This is a genomic window from Bhargavaea sp. GQ12, from assembly GCF_059758705.1.
The window spans coordinates 183641-200059 of the sequence record NZ_JCAXEU010000006.1 but is presented as its reverse complement, the minus strand read 5'-3'; the positions used below and the strand labels follow the sequence as shown (position 1 = coordinate 200059).

Genomic DNA, 16419 nt, shown 5'->3' with positions numbered 1-16419 from the left:
TATAAAGAAGCCGCGTCTCCGCGGCTTTTTAAATAATCTTTAATTATCCTGTTATTCGGATATTCTCCATGATAAACCGATCTTTCGGCAATGTCGGCATTCTCACCATATTGATGGTGAGGTCCTGCTCAGGCACATCATAGGAAAGCTTCTTCGTCAGATACAGAACGCTTTCCTCGATGATCATCACGGCGATCGGTTCTCCCGGGCATCTGTGGCCGGTATCCGGATCTCCGCCGCCCTGCGGGATGAAATTGAACCGGTCATCGACAAAGTCATTGAACCGATCGGGATTGAATGTCTCCGGTTCTTTCCAGATTCGGGGATCCCGGTTGATGCCATGCACATCCAGGATGACATGACGGCCTTCTTTGAACAGATAACCTTTCCATTCAAAGTCTTCTTTGACGACAGCCGGAAGAAATGGCGTGAACGGATAAAACCGCCGAACTTCATTGGCAAAGTTATTGAGCTCTTTTTGTGTGCCCAGTTTATCTTTCCATTCCGGGAAGTCATGGAGGGCAAGAGCTGCAAATGCGACAAATCGGGCAACTGCAACAGCAGGCCGGATTACATTAAGCAGCTCAATCGCCGCCATGTGGGCGTCCAGAAGTTCTCCTTCTTCCTCATGGAAGGCGACCGTATGGACAGGTGTGCCCTCTTCGGTTTGCATCCTTCCTTCACGGACGGCCTCGATCACTTCCTGGATCCAGGCTTCAGTCTCTGTCCTGACCTTTTCCCCTTCACGGTAGCGGTTGCCGACTCCTCCCGCAGCGTCGATCATGACCCCGACATTGTAGGCCCGTCGCCATGACTCGGCATCAGTCAGTGGGACGCCCGTCCATCGGCACAAAGCACGCAAAATCAGTTCCTCTGATTCATCGAATAATACCGCCCGTTTTTTCTGTTCCATTTCAGGGCCTTTCCGGTCCCATTCTTCCTTCAGGATTGTCCTGAGATGAGCCAGACGTTCTTCGGTCATCATCGACATAAACATGGCTTTCCGGATTTTGTGCTTTTGTCCGTCCTTCGTATGGATCCCGTTCACACCGAACAGGGTCTTCTGGATGCGCTTGGGCATCGCGCCTTCCCTCTTGATCTTGCTTTCATCATAAAACAGTTCAGCGGCATCCCTTCCGGTCATGACAATCATTTTCTTCCCGAGAATTCTCGCTTCAAAGACATCGGTGTCCAATTGGGACATCCGCTTGCCTACAAAGTCATAGCCCTCGGTGACCACATTGATCGTACTGTCAATCATCTTGATCTCTGGAATCTGTTTTGTCATTCCTACACCTCTTCTGCATTGTCATGCTTTTTGTATTCCCTGAATTGCATGCCGAATAACTTGAATCCGCATGTCAGAAAGCTCAGAATCTCCTTTCATTGGCGACCGGGATGTTATACAATTAGTTCGACTACCGTAATAAGGGGGAAACATAAAATGTCCGCAATCCCGCGTTCAGAAGTGAAGCTGGAAGAAACATGGAACCTGAATGATCTGTTCGCTTCGGAAACTGATTACGAAGCACGGCTGGATGAGATCCGTGAAGATGTACGCACGTTTTCCGCAAAATACAAAGGCAATGTGACTGATGCCGCATCTGCGCTTTCCGCGCTCAAAGAGTACGCCGCAATCTATGAAAAAATCATTCCGGCGGGAACTTATGTCAATCTATTGCAGAGCGAAGACCAGACGAACAGCGACCATCAGATGAGAGGGGCAGCATTCGGTTCACTCATGGCAAAAAGCTCTGCCGAGATGAGCTTTTTCGAGAGCGAGCTTTCTCAACTTCCTGAAGAAGAGCTGAAACAGGCGATGGAGCAATCGGAAGAGTTCCGGATTTATCTGCGGGATATTCTACGTTTTAAGCCTCACAAGCTGCACCCGGAAGTGGAGAAAGTTCTTGCGGCCTTCTCTTCCGTATTGGATGCTCCATATGAACTCTACAACGTCACTAAACTGGTTGATATGGACTTCCCTGACTTTGAAGCGGGCGGCGAGCAGTTCCCAAACAGCTACAACCTGTTTGAAGGAACTTGGGAAACCGATCCGGACACGGACAAACGCCGTGCAGCCTATAAAGCGTTTTACGAAAAACTGGCCGACTATCAGCACACGACTGCCAAAACGTATGACACTCATCTCCAGACAGAAAAGACAACTTCCGACCTTCGCGGATTCGATACAGTTTTCGATTACCTTCTGTTCAACCAGGAAGTGGATCGGGAATTGTACGACCGCCAGATCGATCTGATCATGAATGAATTGGCCCCTCACATGCGTCGTTATGCCAAGCTTCTCGAGAACGTACACGGAATCGACCGGATGACATTCGCGGACCTGAAAGTTCCGCTTGATCCGTCGTATGAGCCGAAAATCACCATCGAAGAATCCAAGAAGTATATTTTCGATGCCCTTTCCGTTATGGGAGACGACTATTCCGAAATGCTGAAGCGCTCCTATGACGAACGCTGGACCGACTTCGCCCAGAACAAAGGGAAATCCACGGGTGCTTTCTGCTCCAGCCCTTACGGCGTGCATCCTTACATCCTGATCTCCTGGTCCGGCAGCATGGAAGATGTGTTCGTCCTCGCGCACGAACTCGGCCACGCGGGTCATTTCTACAATGCCAACAGAGAGCAGGGAGTCTTCAACGCCCGTCCGTCCCTTTACTTTATTGAAGCACCGTCGACGATGAACGAGATGCTGATGGCCAATCACCTGCTCAAGAACTCTGATGATCCGCGTTTCAAACGCTGGGTCATCGCCTCCATCGTGGCGCGGACGTACTATCACAACTTCGTCACCCACCTTCTTGAAGCTGCCTACCAGCGCAAAGTCTATGAGCGCATCGATGCCGGCCAGAGCGTCAATGCAGGCGTGCTGAATGAACTTAAGCGCGGTGTGCTTGAAGAGTTCTGGGGCAGCGATGTCACAATCGAAGAAGGCGCGGAACTCACCTGGATGCGCCAGCCTCATTACTACATGGGCCTTTATCCATATACTTACAGCGCAGGTCTGACAATCTCCACTCAGGTGTCGAAGCGGATCCTGGATGAGGGCGAGTCGGCTGTGAACGACTGGCTGGAAGTCCTTCGCGCAGGCGGTACGAAGTCTCCGGTGGAACTTGCCCAAATGGCAGGTGTCGACATCACGACTGATGCCCCTCTCCGCGATACGATCGCACATATCGGCAACCTGATCGACCAGCTTGAAAAGCTGACAGAAGAAATTTCCGCCAATACCGAAGCATAATTTCCTTCCCCCTTCCACATGTTGTGGAAGGGGTTTCCTTTGATGGTACGGTGATTCCGGAGTATAATAAGGACTTGTGGCTTCCTCTTTTTTAGAGCGAAGCGGGTTGGGAGAGGGATAATTGAATAGCAGGTTTTATCAATGAAAAAAGATCTTTTTGATTTGAAGGGGCACGGGACGAACGTACGGACGGAAGTGATGGCCGGTCTGGTCGGCTTCTTTACGATCGCCTACATCATTGCCGTCAACTCGTTCATCCTTGCCGAATCCGGGATGCCGCTGGAAGGCGCCATGATCGCTACGATCTTGATTTCGTTCGTAGGCTGCCTCCTGATGGGGCTCTGGGCAAATGCGCCGATCCTCCTCGTTCCCGGTATGGGCATAAACGTCATGTTCACCTACACGTTTGTCCATTCAATGGGAATGGATTATCGGACAGCGCTGACACTTGTGTTCATCTCCGGCGTCATCTTCGTGGCAGTCGCCTTCACGAAGCTCGGGGCCATCCTGAACCGGGTGATCCCGCAATCGCTAAAAGTGGCCATTACAGTCGGAATCGGCTTGTTCCTGATCTTTATAGGCCTGGAGAAAGGCGGAATCATCGATCGGGGGACAAGCTCGATGATCGCTCTTGGTGACCTTTCCGATCCGAGACTGATTGCGACGGTCCTGACACTCCTGATCGCCCTCGTTCTGTTTCTGAGGAACATCACGGGGCACTTTCTCTGGGCGATGATCGCGGGTACCGCCATTGCAGCCCTGTTCGGCATTTTGCCTGACGGATCCGGGAACGATGACATCTCCCTTGCTTCTTACGGCGATGTGTTTGCTGCATGGTCGTTTGACAGCGTGCTGTCCATGGCGTTTATCGTCGGAACGTTTTCCCTGACGATGGTGACCGTCTTCGAGAACATCGGACTCGTTCAGTCTCACACCGCCGCGGCAGGCCGACCTGAAAAGGCGGAACGGGCATTGCAGGCGACTTCGTTGTCCGCCATGCTGTCCGGCCTATTCGGTTCCAGCACGCCGGTGGCCACCGCTGAAACCGGTGCGGTCATCGCCGCAGGCGGCCGTACCGGACTCAGCGCAGTTACGGCAGGCATCCTGTTCCTGATGTCGGTCTTCTTTATCCCGGTCATCCAGTATATTCCGGACAATGCCATCGCACCGATTCTTCTGATCATCGGGGGACTGATGGTCCAGAATATTACCGACCTGGATACATCCGATCTGACCGAGGCGTTCCCTGCGATCTTCCTGATTGCGATGATTCCGTTTACCCAGAGCATCGCTGATGGCGTCGCGGTCGGGTTCATTCTCTATCCAATCCTGAAACTGGCAAGCGGACGGGCTCGCGAGGTTGCCAAGCCACTCTACGTGATTGCGGTTCTCTTCATCCTGAATTTTGCGGTTTATCTCGTCTGAGACGCCGCCATAGAAAAAAGGCTTTCCGGAATGTCTGTTCCGGGAAGCCTTTTATATTGGAGAAAATCAGCCCTGCATCCGGTCGGCACGGATGCCCATCGCTTCTGCCATGAACTTGGCAAACCCGTCACCGAATTTGTCCATGTTCCTGGTGAACCGCTCATCCTGGACATACAGCTGTCCGAGCCCCTTAAAGGCTTCCGGTGAATAACTATGTCCCATGCCGTTCAGGAATGCATGCCATTCGCCGATTGCCTGCTGGACCTCATCTGAGGCCGGGTCCTGTTGTCTCATGGCCGCAAGTTTCCGGAACAGGACCTCCATCTGTTCGCTGATTTGCTTCTGCCCTTGCGCTCCCATGCCGGCCAGCACCTGATTGGAGCGGTCGACCGCCTCGTTCCCCCAGCGCTGCCGGGCTTCTTCCTCATAAGGATTATTCGTGAAGTCGAACCCTTCGAACTTTTCCTTATCTGTCATTTTAATTTCCCCTTTCGCATCCTGTATGGTGTTCTCAAGCGTCTTGATCATCCGGTCAAGCCTCGACCGCTTTTCCAGCAGTGCCTCGCGCTGCAGCGCAAGAGCCTCTGCCCTGTCGTAGTCCGGACTTTGCAGAATTTCACCGATGTTCTTTAGCGGAAATCCCAATTCCCTGAAAAACAGTATCTCCTGGAGCGTCTCCAGGTTCTCCTCAGAGTACTGCCGGTACCCCGCCTCCGTTGTGTGTTCGGGTGTCAAAAGCCCGAGCCGGTCGTAATGATGCAGAGTCCGGACACTGACACCGGTCAATTCTGCGACTTCCTTTACTTTTCGGAGCATCCCAACCTCCTCCTTCTCTTCTTAAATCCAGTATAAAGTCTGACGTTGCGTCAGGGTCAACAGTTCGTTCCAAATAAAAATCCGAATTCACCCGTCGGAAGCGGGTTGAATTCGGATAGGGGTTAATCTTTATGATTTTACAAAAATCAGTTTCCACGTCTGGATGACGACGAAAGGTACAAATGCCAGTCCATAGACCAGATACAATTGTGCCTTGTCGAGGGCGACCGCTTCAAACAATCCGAACGTCAACACGAGGTTCAGCAAAATCACGCCAATCAGAAACGCGGTCCAGCAGGCGATGTTGGTAAATAGGCCGAGCCTGAAAATGGAGTCTTTTGAGCGGCAGTTGAATCCATGGAACAAGCGGGCGAGGCATAGCGTAGCAAAAGCCATCGTGGTGGCATCTGCAGGGCCCCCCGCAGATAATCCATATTGGAATGCGATAATTGTGACAACTGCAATCAGCAGGCCTTCCGTGGTGATCTGCATGACATCTCGCTTGCTGAACAATCCTTCATCCTTGTCCCTCGGCTTTTCTTTCATCACTTTTTTTCTGTGCGGCTCGAGTCCGATAGCAATTGCAGGCAAACTGTCTGTCAGCAGATTGATAAACAGGAGGTGTGCCGGGAGGAAAGGAACCGGTAGTGCAAAAAGGGAAGCGTAGATCACAACGAATATCGCCCCTGCATTTCCGGACAATAAAAACTGGATGGCATTTTTGATATTGTTATACATGCTCCGGCCATTGGATATGGCTTTTACGATCGTTGAAAAATTATCATCGGTCAGTACCATCGAGGACGCGTCCTTGGCCACTTCCGTTCCGGCCATTCCCATGGCCACTCCGATATCCGCCTGCTTCAGGGCCGGTGCATCGTTCACACCGTCCCCGGTCATGGCAACTACGTTCCCTTTTTCCTGCCAGGCTCTCACAATCCTGATTTTGTGTTCGGGAGAAACCCGTGCATAAACAGAAATCCGGTCAATTTGGGCCTTAAGCTCTTCATCGGATAGTTTTTCGATGTCTTTGCCCTCTACCGCTTCAGATGGGTCTTTTAGGATACCGATTTGTCCGGCGATCGCAATGGCCGTGATTTTATGGTCACCCGTGATCATGACCGGCTTGATGCCTGCACGGATACAATCGGCCACTGCCTGTTCCGTTTCCTCCCTTGGCGGGTCCATCATCGCAATCAGGCCCAGAAAAGTCAGTCCCTCTTCTTGTGCCGCACCCGGGAGTGTCGGGAGAACTTCCTTATAAGCAAGAGCCAACACACGCAGCCCCCCGTCGGCAAACGAATGGCTGGCCTGTCTGATCGATTCAATCTGATGCAGGGAAATTGCCTGAACACCGCCGGTCAGTTCGATGCGGCTGATTCTCGGAATCAGAACATCTGTCGCACCTTTGGTGACCATCACCTGCTTATGGCCGATCCGGTGAATTGTTGACATCAGCTTTCTTCTGGAATCAAAGGGGATCTCCCCGACGCGCGGGTTCAGCTCCCTCTCCGCCTGCTCATTAAATCCATATTGCTTCCCGATGTGTACAAGAGCAACTTCTGTCGGGTCCCCGATTTCCTGTCCGTCTGCCGTTAAGGCATCGTTGCATAGCAGTGCCATGCGCAACAGCTTTTCGTGATGTTTATTTCCCGGCTGCAGCTGATCATGGCCGAGCATCTGCCCGTCGGTGTAAAACAGCTGGACCGTCATTTTATTCTGGGTGAGCGTTCCCGTCTTATCCGAGCAGATCACAGAGATATTGCCCAGGCTTTCAACCGCATGCAATTTCCGGATGATGGCATTTTCTTTAGCCATCTTCTGTGTCCCGAAAGCAAGGACAATCGTCACAATGGAGCTGAGCGCCTCAGGTATGGCTGCAACTGCCAGTGAAACGGCAAACATGAACGAATCCGACAGTTCCCTTCCGCGGATCACATCCAAACCGAAAACGATCACGCAGATCACCGTGATTCCGATGGCCAGCGCTTTGCCGAATTGATCCAGTCTTTCCTGGAGAGGCGTGCTTTTTTCCTTGGCGTGTTCGAGCAGATCTGCAATCTTACCGATTTCGGTATCCATGCCGATTGCCGTCACAACAGCCTTTCCCCTGCCGCTTGTGACAAAGCTGCCTGAAAACGCCATGTCTTTCCTGTCGCCGAGTGCGATGTGCTCTCCGCTTACGAATTCCGCATTCTTCTCAACGGGGACGGATTCCCCGGTAAGCGAGCTTTCGTTAATCAGGAGACTGTGGCTCTCCAAGATTCGTGCGTCCGCACAAATATAATCCCCTGCGTTGATGATCAGGATATCTCCAGTCACGACTTCCCGTGATGGGATCTGGACGACCTTCCCATTACGCAATACATTTGCAGAGGGGGCCGCCATAGCCTTCAGACTGTTCAAGGATTTTTCCGCTTTGACATGCTGGATGGTGCCCAGCGCTGCATTCAGCAGGACCACGGTCAGAATAACGATCGAACTCTCCACTTCCCCCAGGAACGCGGAGATGACCGCCGCAATATTCAAGATGATGACCAGGAAATCTTTGAACTGGTCAATGAATACAGCGCCGGCACTTTTGCGATTTTCCTCCCGCAATTCGTTAAATCCGTCTTGTTCCTGCTTCAGCCTGACTTCTTCATCAGATAGTCCCTGCCCAATCGCTCCAGGCTCGTCCAAGTGTGCCTTGACCGTTTTTAGCATGACACTCATGCAATGATCCCTCCATCAATTAAGCTATATCTCATGCGGCGGACAAGTTCTTCTTCAAAATGAAGGTATGCATGACAGACCGGGCTCATGCGATTCCCGCATGCTTTTCGGTGCATTTGTTTTTGCCTGGAACAATAGAGGCTATACTTGGAATAGGAAGGAGTGGCAAAATGAGCGATTCCATTCATACAAATCGTCTAATTCATGAGAAATCCCCTTATCTTCTCCAGCACGCCCATAACCCGGTCGACTGGTATCCTTGGGGGGAAGAAGCTTTTCGGAGAGCGAAGGAAGAAAACAAGCCGGTCTTCGTCTCAATCGGGTATTCCACCTGCCATTGGTGCCATGTGATGGCCCATGAGTCGTTCGAGGACGATGAAGTTGCAGCGCTCATCAATGAGCATTTCATCCCCGTCAAAGTTGACCGTGAGGAGCGTCCGGATATCGATGCGATCTATATGGATGCCTGCATGAAACTGACCGGACAGGGCGGATGGCCGCTGAACGCCTTCCTCACCCCTGACCAGAAGCCGTTCTATATCGGCACCTACTTCCCGAAAACCGGCAAGTATGGTCGTCCGGGCATGATGGACGTGCTGCCGCAGCTTCATGATGTATACACAAATGATCCTGATCGGGTACAAGAGATCGGCGACCGGATGAAACAAGCACTTGAAATCCGTCCGGAATCGGGCACCGGAGAAATCCCTGCCCAGATCCTCCACCAGGCGTTCGGCCAGCTGGCCCGCCTGTATGACAGCGTCTACGGGGGCTTTGGCGGCGCGCCGAAATTCCCTTCGCCCCACCAGCTTCTTTACCTGTTCCGATACTTTGAATGGCATGGCGAGCCGATGGCATTCACGATGGCGGACCGGACGCTGGACGCAATGGCCTCAGGCGGGATCTACGACCAGGTCGGGTCGGGATTTGCCCGTTACTCGGTCGATGAATACTGGCTCGTCCCCCATTTCGAGAAGATGCTGTACGACCAGGCAATGCTCATGCTCGCCTATACGGAGGCATTTCAGATTTCCGGCGATGAACGCTATGCCGGTATCGTGAAGGACCTTTTCCGGTTCATCAGGCGCGAGATGACCCACCCTGAAGGCGGGTTCTACTCTGCGCTCGACGCGGACAGCGAAGGTGCCGAGGGCACGTATTATTTGTGGACGGTTGAGGAGGTCTTTGCCCTGCTGGAAGAAAAAGAGGCCGAAATCGTCTGTGCTGTATATGACATTAAGACGGGTGGAAATTTCGAAGGCAAGAGTATTCCGAACATGATCGGCTTGGATTTGGAGGCGGTCACATCGGAGTTCGGCATTACCGAAGAGGAAGTGGAACGTATTTTGGATGACTCTCTCCCCAAAATGCTGAAACATAGAGAAGCCAGGCCCTATCCCCATCTTGATGATAAGATCCTCACTTCATGGAACGGCCTGATGATTGCGGCACTCTCAAAAGCCGGTGCGGCATTTTCCGATTCGGACATGCTGGAGGCGGCAAAGCGAGCAGCCGGGTTCATCAAAGAGCGGCTTGATGGCGGCGACCATCTGATTGCAAGATGGCGTGAAGGCGAGGCAAAATTCCATGCCTATCTGGATGACTATGCTTATCTGATCTGGGGCCTTATCGAGCTTCATCAGGCTGATGGTGAAGAGCGATACGTAGAGGAAGCAGTCCGTCTCGCTGCAATCCTGGAGGACCGGTTTGCAGACGGACCGGGAGGCTTTTACTTTACCGACCGGGAAGGTGAAGAACTACTGACACGGAACAAAGATATTCTGGATGGTGCCCTTCCATCAGGAAACGGGATTGCCGCGATGCAACTGTGGAGGCTCGGCAAGCTGACGGCGGACGAGCGCTGGATCCGGCGGGCCGAAGGAATCATGGCGGAGTTTGCGGGAGAGACTGGCCAATATCCGAACGGCACACTCAGTCTGCTCATGGCCAGAATGGCACTCGAGGCCGGCGGTCGTGAAATCGTTGTGACCGGCAGTCAGCCGGATGAACGGTCAGCACTGCTCGGTACGATTCGGGAGGCTTTCCTGCCGTTTGATGTCTGGACAGAACCGGCGGGTGTAAATGGTCCACTTTCCGGTCTAAGCTCCGGGAAAACGGATGTCAGCCGCCCGTTGACCGCCTTTGTATGCGAGAGCAATGTGTGCAGGGCCCCTGTCCATGGCTACACCATGACCCTGGATGCTATCGGATTGGATGAGTCCAGTTGAGGATTGTCATTATGGGCGATACGCATATGCCCCGCATGGCCAAATCACTGCCCCCGCGTCTTATTGAGGAGCTTGATACCGCAGACAGGATCATCCATACCGGGGACTGGCAATCAATTGCCGTTTACGATGAATTGCAACGCTTTGCGCCTGTCGATGGCGTATACGGTAATGCCGATCCCCCCGAGGTCAGGGAACAATTCGGCAGGGAAAAACGCTTTTCCTTTGACGGCATCATGGTCTCCCTCGTTCACGGGGACGGGAAAGGCAAGACGACTCCACTGCGGGCCCTGGATACATTCAGGGAAGAACAGCCGGATATCATCCTGTTCGGCCATTCCCATATTCCCTATCACGAAAATCATGACGGGATCGTGCTGTTCAATCCCGGCTCTCCTACCGACAAGCGGAGAGAGGCGGATTTTTCGTTCGGTATCCTCGAAACGGAAACCGGCAGCTTTACCCTCAGGCATGTTCTCTACAGCAGTAAAGTCTAAAGGGGCTGTCCAATAAGTCATTAATACGATAAAAACAGCAAACGGCACGGACTCTGGTGGCTTACCGCGGGCCGGCGCCGAGCCCCGCGTAAAGCGGGTCTCGACAGCCCGGCTTTTCCCGCAGGACAGAAAAGCCTCCTCGAATAAGCCTCGCACGAAGGAAATGCGAAGCATTTTCGAGGAGTCTTCCGGCGTCCGTGCCGTTTTGCTATATCATGTGCTGAATCCGACTTTTCGGACAGCCCCTTTACATGATCTAGGCATCTGACAGGTGCTTGGTGCAGTTATAAAGCGTGCAGAGGTTTTCCTCATCATGCATTTCCACAACCGTCACTGATGTATTCAGAATGCGATCAGTCTGCTGGAGATCAGGAACAATCGCTTGGAGAAGCCGTCTGATAAAACCGCCGTGCGTGACAAGGAGCACATTCTCTTCAGGACGCTTTCTGATCTCTTCCAGAAGTTCAATTCCCCTGGCTACCATGTCTTCATCGGGCTCCATTCCAAGAGTAGGCAAAAGCGACCGCCATTCGCTCCCCCATTTTTTGATCCGCTCTTCCTCTGTCGTCCCTTCCAGCTGACCGCCGTACACTTCCACCAAGCGGGTATCTTCGACCAGACGCAGGCCGGGATTTGCTTCTTTAATGATTTCCGCGGTTTTCAGTGCGCGTTTCAGCGGGCTTGCATATATGATTTCCCAGCCTTCCCCAGCGAGCCGCGCAGCCGCTTTTTCCGCCTCGGCAATTCCTTCCGGATCAAGCGGTATATCCGAGTGTCCCTGCCACTTGCGCGCCCTGTTCCATTCGGTCACACCATGGCGGACAAAACCGATCCGTTTCATTTTCATCCCTCCCCTGCCCATCCGTCGGGCTGTTCTCTTTCTTTTTCGACCGGCAGGCGGTGATTCCTCCCTACAGACGCGAAAAAGGCCGCAAGATGGCAGCCTTAAGGAATTCCGTTTTCAATTTGACGCCAGTTCGGGCTGTCTTTTATCCGCTTCCGCAACTGGAAACAGCAGCTTAGCGATGATTGGCATATGGTCGGATGCATCCGTGCTGATCACACGCACTTCGCCGATGTCCTCAATTCCCCGCGAAAAGATATAATCAATCCGGGCTGCAGGCTCTGACATGCCAGCCCCTGATGGATCAGTATACCGGCTCGGGAACGTAAGCGAATCTTCTGGCTCGATCCCGTCAAATGAATCCCGAAAAAGGGACCGGATCTGTTGGATCTCCGGATGTTCAGGTACAGCATTGAAATCTCCGGTGATCACTGCCGGGAACATTGAATTGCCTGCAAGCTCAAGAAGCTCACTGATATTCGAACGAAGCCCGTCCTCGTGCAGGGCCAGATGTGTATTGAACAGACTCAGGTACATTCCGCCCAGATCGATGATTGTCTCCAACACCCCGCGGGGCTCTGCATCTTCCGGAGGTTTCTCAACCTCCCGGTAAGCGTGGTTTACTGCATATTTGATCGGAAAACGGCTGAGAACAGCATTGCCGTATTTTCTGGCCGGCTGACCCGGAAACAGCGGCGGCTCAATCAGGTTTGGCCCGTAGCTGTAATACATCCCAAGCATCCCGGCAAGAACCTTAGCCTGATCCTCAAAGCCGCTCCGGCCGGAATAATGGCTGTCTACTTCCTGTAAGGCGACGATATCTGCACTGCTTGAACGAATCACGCCGGCAATCCGACTGAGATCCACTTTCCCGTCCATACCGCAGCCATGAGCAATGTTATAGGACATGACGCTGATTGGCCTCACAGATTTTGTTTCCTCGACTGCCATACACCCAGCCTGGGGCAATGCCGGTTTTCCTGTCATGAAATCTCTCCTTTTGTGTGGTTTCTCTGACGGGGGAAAAGTTGTCTGTTCCCTTCCTACTTTAGCCACACAACATTATGAGAGTGTAAGGGATTGGTTAAAAATTGTAAAGTTGAGCTGTTCCGGTTCACGAAATCTACATAAACGGGTGTGAAAAGGGGACTGCGCGGGCAGGATGGGCGCAAAACAAGGAGGCGTTTCCCGACATGAAGTCTGATTCTCTGAAGCATCCTTCCATTCTCCTGCTGCTTCTTTCCATTGCAGATACCTATCTGACGCTAACCGGCATTTCGGGAGGCTATATCCGCGAGGCCAATCCCCTGATGAATGCCATTTTGGAAATGGAGCCGGCCTATTTCTTCGCGGTGAAGCTTGCACTTCCCGCAATCTTGGTCGCCTTATCCCATGCGATCGGTGAATCGCGGCCGGTCCGGATCCTCATGAACGCTGCGCTTATCGTCTATGTCACCGTATTTTTATTGCATGCGTTCTGGATCGCCCTGATCTGAGCGCTTGCCCAGGAACATACTGAAGTCGCCGATCAGATGAAGTTCATGCATCGGACGGGTCATGGCGACATACAGGATCTTCCGATCAAGTTCACTATCCCTGAACGGGTCCCTGAACGCAGCAACCATCACGGCATCAAACTCCAGGCCCTTTGCAAGATGTCCCGGTACAACAAGGAGGCGGCCAGATTCGGGACCCGATCCGCGGCCTAGCAGCATCACCTCATGATCGAGAGCTGCAAGCCGTGCAACCATTTCCTCCGCCTCTCGCGAAGTTTTTGTGATCAATGCGACCGAACGATGGCCTTTGGCCCGAATTGCCCGGTAGAGGTCATGCACCGCACCCGGATTAAACGACTCTGCCCTGTGCACCTCCGGGACAGGTCCGCGGCGGACCACCGGTTCAACGAGCGGAAGCCCTGCAGCAATCCCACCAAGAACGCCGTTTGCGGCTTCCATGATCTCCGCGGTTGTCCGGTAGCTTTTCTGGAGGGTCCGGAAGGCTGCACGCGGAAACAGATCCCGGACCGTCTCCCAGTCCCTTACCGACCGGTAGGAATGGATGCCCTGGGCAAGATCCCCGACAATGGTGAACATGTCCGTATCAAGGGCATCACGGAGGGCGACCAGCTGGAAGGCACTATAATCCTGCGCTTCATCGATAAATACCGCACGCATTTTCCACGGTTCAGGAATTCCCTTCAGGCGGGCCTGCAGATAAAGAAGCGCCGCTAAGTCCTCGGTTTCCCATTGTCCGGCATGTGAGGTCCGGATGAAGGCCTCTCTTTCCCCTGCCGTCCATTCAGGTGCAGTTTTACGGATCAGTTCTTCGTCAGTGCACCAGTTGCGGTACAACTTCTTGATGTTGAAGGCTGAAAAGCGTTTCATATAGGCTGCGGCTGTTTTCTTACCTTCCTTCCCGATGGCCGGGAGCCGCTCATCACGTTCATCAATCAGCCGGGTTGTCTGTTCACGGCGCCTGCGGTCATCCCGGATACCGAACAGGGCCTTGTCGAGAGCCTGCTCATACCGGGCAGTAAGGGTATTCAGGATTTCTTTCCTCTTCCTGGCGGTCTCCGTCTTGAGGATCCCTGCAATCCGGTCAAGCCTCTTCTGCAAGGGCAGGTAACTGAATTCTTTAATGAACAATCTGCGGAGCCGTTCTTTTTTGATGATCCGGAATTTCTCGATATATACATCTTCAAACAGGTTCATCGTGTCCCGCTCAATGAGGGACACATAGCGGTCGAGTGCATCCCGGAAGCCAAGTGATCCTTTTAGCCGGGAAAGGAGGACCATCTCCCGGTTCATTTCACTACCTTCGGCGAGCAGTTCCAGCTTCCTGTCCGGGTCCGCTAACTTCAACTTTAGTCCGGTCGCCCCAAGCACAAATGTTTCAAAGGTGGTCTGCCTGATTTTGTCTACACCGAGTTCGGGGAGGACATCCCTGATATAGCCAATAAACAATTCACTCGGTGCAAGAATCATCAGCTTCTCAGGATGAAAGTGCGCGCCCATCGTATAGAGGAAATAAGAGATGCGATGGAGGGCAATTGTCGTTTTGCCGCTTCCCGCCGCCCCCTGGACGATGATCGGCCTTTTCAGGTTGGCCCGGATGATGTCATTCTGCTCCTTCTGGATCGTTGAGACGATTTCCGTCAGCCGGACATCGGCCTTGCCGGAAAGCGCCTCCTGCAGAAGTTCATCATTCGTTGTAAGATCGACATCCCGGATATCCTTGAGCTCACCACCTTCGATCTTGTACTGGCGCTTGGCAAACAGATAGCCGCTGTTTTCCTCACCGTTCACCACATAGGTGACATCCCCGATCCTTCCGTCATAGTAGACATTCGCGACCGGAGAACGCCAGTCCACGATGACAGGTTCTTGCGTCTCCCGATGGAATAGCGAGGTCTTGCCAATGTAGAGAAGTTCCGCCCCTTCTCCATCTTTTTTGAAATGGATCCTTGCAAAGTAAGGATTCTGAAGGACGCCTTCCAGCTCTTCCTGCCGGCCTGACGCCATCTCGAAAAATCGGGCGTTCGTCAGGATATTGATGTAGCTCAGACTGGAATCCAGATGTTCCAAATCCCCCATGGACCGACGGATATTCTCCCTGGATGCAGCGGCTTCCCGCTCGGTTTCACCGAGCAGCCGTTGCATATATTCTTTTGTGTATTCCAGCCGGTCCAATTCTTCAGCATAATCCGGATGATCACTCGCTGCCACCGCACTCCCCCCTTACATCCCTTTGTCACAGCAGAAAACAAGACAGCATTGTACCACTGCAGTCCGGCAGCTTCAAGCGGGTCTTCCTCAAACTTGCTCTGACCTCCTGTAGATCCCGCCATCGTCCGAACGCTCCATCATTCCGTAATCAACAAAAAATCTGCGGATCGTCGCAAAGTCCGGATAGGCCTGTTTTAGGATTTCATTCACTTCCCGCTCACTGTAGGCTCTTCCTTTTTCAAAGCGGCTTGCCAGGTGTTCAGCTACAATGAACTTCCTTTTCTCTTTAGAAGGAAAAACATCCAGTGGTCCGTGAGGCCCTTCCCGGAATAAATTCTTCAATGTCTGTTCGCGTTCTTTATCGGTTATGATAAAACTCATTTTACTCCCCCTTTATCACAGAGAACATTCAGCTCAGGCCATCCATAGACCCATTCCTCATGCAGGGCACCGCCAATTTCTATTTTCTCTTCTCCTATCCGGATCCCGCCCAAAGCCTCATAAAAATGGCATGAAGGATTATTCCGGAGTGCCCGAACGAGCAAGGAACGGAAACCCGCTTTTTTCAGAGCAATCGCAATCTGCCGGACAAGCTCACGGCCGGCACCCTTCCCCTGACATTCTTCAAGCAGATAAATGGCATACAGTTCTCCGTCATACTCCCGATAGTCCCCAGATCGCTCAGGTCCGCCATTTGCAAACCCGGCAACTTCCCCTTTATCTTCAGCAACAAATGCCTCAGTTTTTGAAATTCCTTTTCTCCACAGTTCCTCCCGCTCATCCGCCTTCATCGAATCCAGGTAATGATCGGACACGATTCCCCGGTAAGTTGTCTTCCAACTTCTTATATGGACTTCAGCCATTCCTCTTTCATCTCCTGCTTTCGCACGTCTGACAATCATTCCGCTCC

Annotated in this window: 13 protein-coding genes; 5 read left to right on the top strand and 8 right to left on the bottom strand. The window is 52.6% G+C overall.

Annotation, left to right across the window (positions count from 1 at the left end; genetic code table 11):
- Positions 1-43: 43 nt before the first annotated feature.
- Positions 44-1288, bottom strand: coding sequence for a cytochrome P450 (locus AC6CHQ_RS08190; protein ID WP_498081309.1), 1245 nt, complete (start codon positions 1286-1288; stop codon positions 44-46).
- 156 nt (positions 1289-1444) lie between these two features.
- Between AC6CHQ_RS08190 and pepF the strand changes: the two genes are divergently transcribed.
- Together pepF and AC6CHQ_RS08180 are read left to right on the top strand one after the other, a co-directional pair.
- Positions 1445-3259 carry an oligoendopeptidase F gene (gene pepF / locus AC6CHQ_RS08185; RefSeq protein ID WP_498081308.1) on the top strand — a complete coding sequence of 605 codons (1815 nt, stop codon included), beginning with the start codon at positions 1445-1447 and terminating at the stop codon, positions 3257-3259.
- Between the two features lie 141 nt (positions 3260-3400).
- Entirely contained in the window at positions 3401-4684 is a 1284-nt protein-coding gene (locus AC6CHQ_RS08180; RefSeq protein WP_498081307.1) for an NCS2 family permease, read from the top strand.
- A gap of 66 nt (positions 4685-4750) precedes the next feature.
- Here AC6CHQ_RS08180 and AC6CHQ_RS08175 read toward each other — a convergent pair whose 3' ends face one another.
- Complete coding sequence (locus AC6CHQ_RS08175; protein WP_498081306.1) at positions 4751-5500, bottom strand: MerR family transcriptional regulator; 750 nt, start codon at positions 5498-5500, stop codon at positions 4751-4753.
- A gap of 129 nt (positions 5501-5629) precedes the next feature.
- The gene (locus AC6CHQ_RS08170) at positions 5630-8215 is read right to left on the bottom strand and encodes a cation-translocating P-type ATPase (RefSeq protein ID WP_498081305.1); all 2586 of its coding nucleotides are present in this window, start codon (positions 8213-8215) and stop codon (positions 5630-5632) included.
- A 170-nt stretch (positions 8216-8385) separates the two neighbouring features.
- Between AC6CHQ_RS08170 and AC6CHQ_RS08165 the strand changes: the two genes are divergently transcribed.
- Both AC6CHQ_RS08165 and AC6CHQ_RS08160 read left to right on the top strand, forming a co-directional pair.
- On the top strand, positions 8386-10443 hold the full coding sequence (locus AC6CHQ_RS08165) for a thioredoxin domain-containing protein (RefSeq protein ID WP_498081304.1): 2058 nt from the start codon (positions 8386-8388) through the stop codon (positions 10441-10443).
- Positions 10440-10940 (top strand): metallophosphoesterase family protein, encoded by a 501-nt coding sequence (locus tag AC6CHQ_RS08160; protein ID WP_092051786.1) that lies wholly within the window; start codon positions 10440-10442, stop codon positions 10938-10940. The genes AC6CHQ_RS08165 and AC6CHQ_RS08160 overlap by 4 nt, the downstream gene beginning before the upstream one ends.
- Before the next feature lie 256 nt (positions 10941-11196).
- Here AC6CHQ_RS08160 and AC6CHQ_RS08155 read toward each other — a convergent pair whose 3' ends face one another.
- Positions 11197-11781: a histidine phosphatase family protein gene (locus tag AC6CHQ_RS08155; RefSeq protein WP_498081303.1), complete on the bottom strand. Its 585-nt coding sequence runs from the start codon at positions 11779-11781 to the stop codon at positions 11197-11199.
- A 120-nt stretch (positions 11782-11901) separates the two neighbouring features.
- Positions 11902-12771 (bottom strand): endonuclease/exonuclease/phosphatase family protein, encoded by an 870-nt coding sequence (locus tag AC6CHQ_RS08150; protein WP_498081302.1) that lies wholly within the window; start codon positions 12769-12771, stop codon positions 11902-11904.
- Between the two features lie 206 nt (positions 12772-12977).
- Here AC6CHQ_RS08150 and AC6CHQ_RS08145 point away from each other — a divergent pair, with 206 nt between their 5' ends.
- Positions 12978-13280 carry a DUF5658 family protein gene (locus AC6CHQ_RS08145; protein ID WP_092051794.1) on the top strand — a complete coding sequence of 101 codons (303 nt, stop codon included), beginning with the start codon at positions 12978-12980 and terminating at the stop codon, positions 13278-13280.
- Here the strand turns inward: AC6CHQ_RS08145 and helD are convergent.
- From helD to AC6CHQ_RS08130, 3 genes are all read right to left on the bottom strand, one after another.
- Positions 13248-15509: an RNA polymerase recycling motor HelD gene (gene helD / locus AC6CHQ_RS08140; protein ID WP_498081301.1), complete on the bottom strand. Its 2262-nt coding sequence runs from the start codon at positions 15507-15509 to the stop codon at positions 13248-13250. The two genes, AC6CHQ_RS08145 and helD, sit on opposite strands and share 33 nt — an antisense overlap.
- Before the next feature lie 87 nt (positions 15510-15596).
- On the bottom strand, positions 15597-15890 hold the full coding sequence (locus tag AC6CHQ_RS08135) for a DUF2087 domain-containing protein (RefSeq protein WP_498081300.1): 294 nt from the start codon (positions 15888-15890) through the stop codon (positions 15597-15599).
- Entirely contained in the window at positions 15887-16411 is a 525-nt protein-coding gene (locus AC6CHQ_RS08130) for a GNAT family N-acetyltransferase (protein WP_498081299.1), read from the bottom strand. Before AC6CHQ_RS08130 ends, AC6CHQ_RS08135 begins: the two co-directional genes overlap by 4 nt.
- Positions 16412-16419 lie beyond the last annotated feature (8 nt).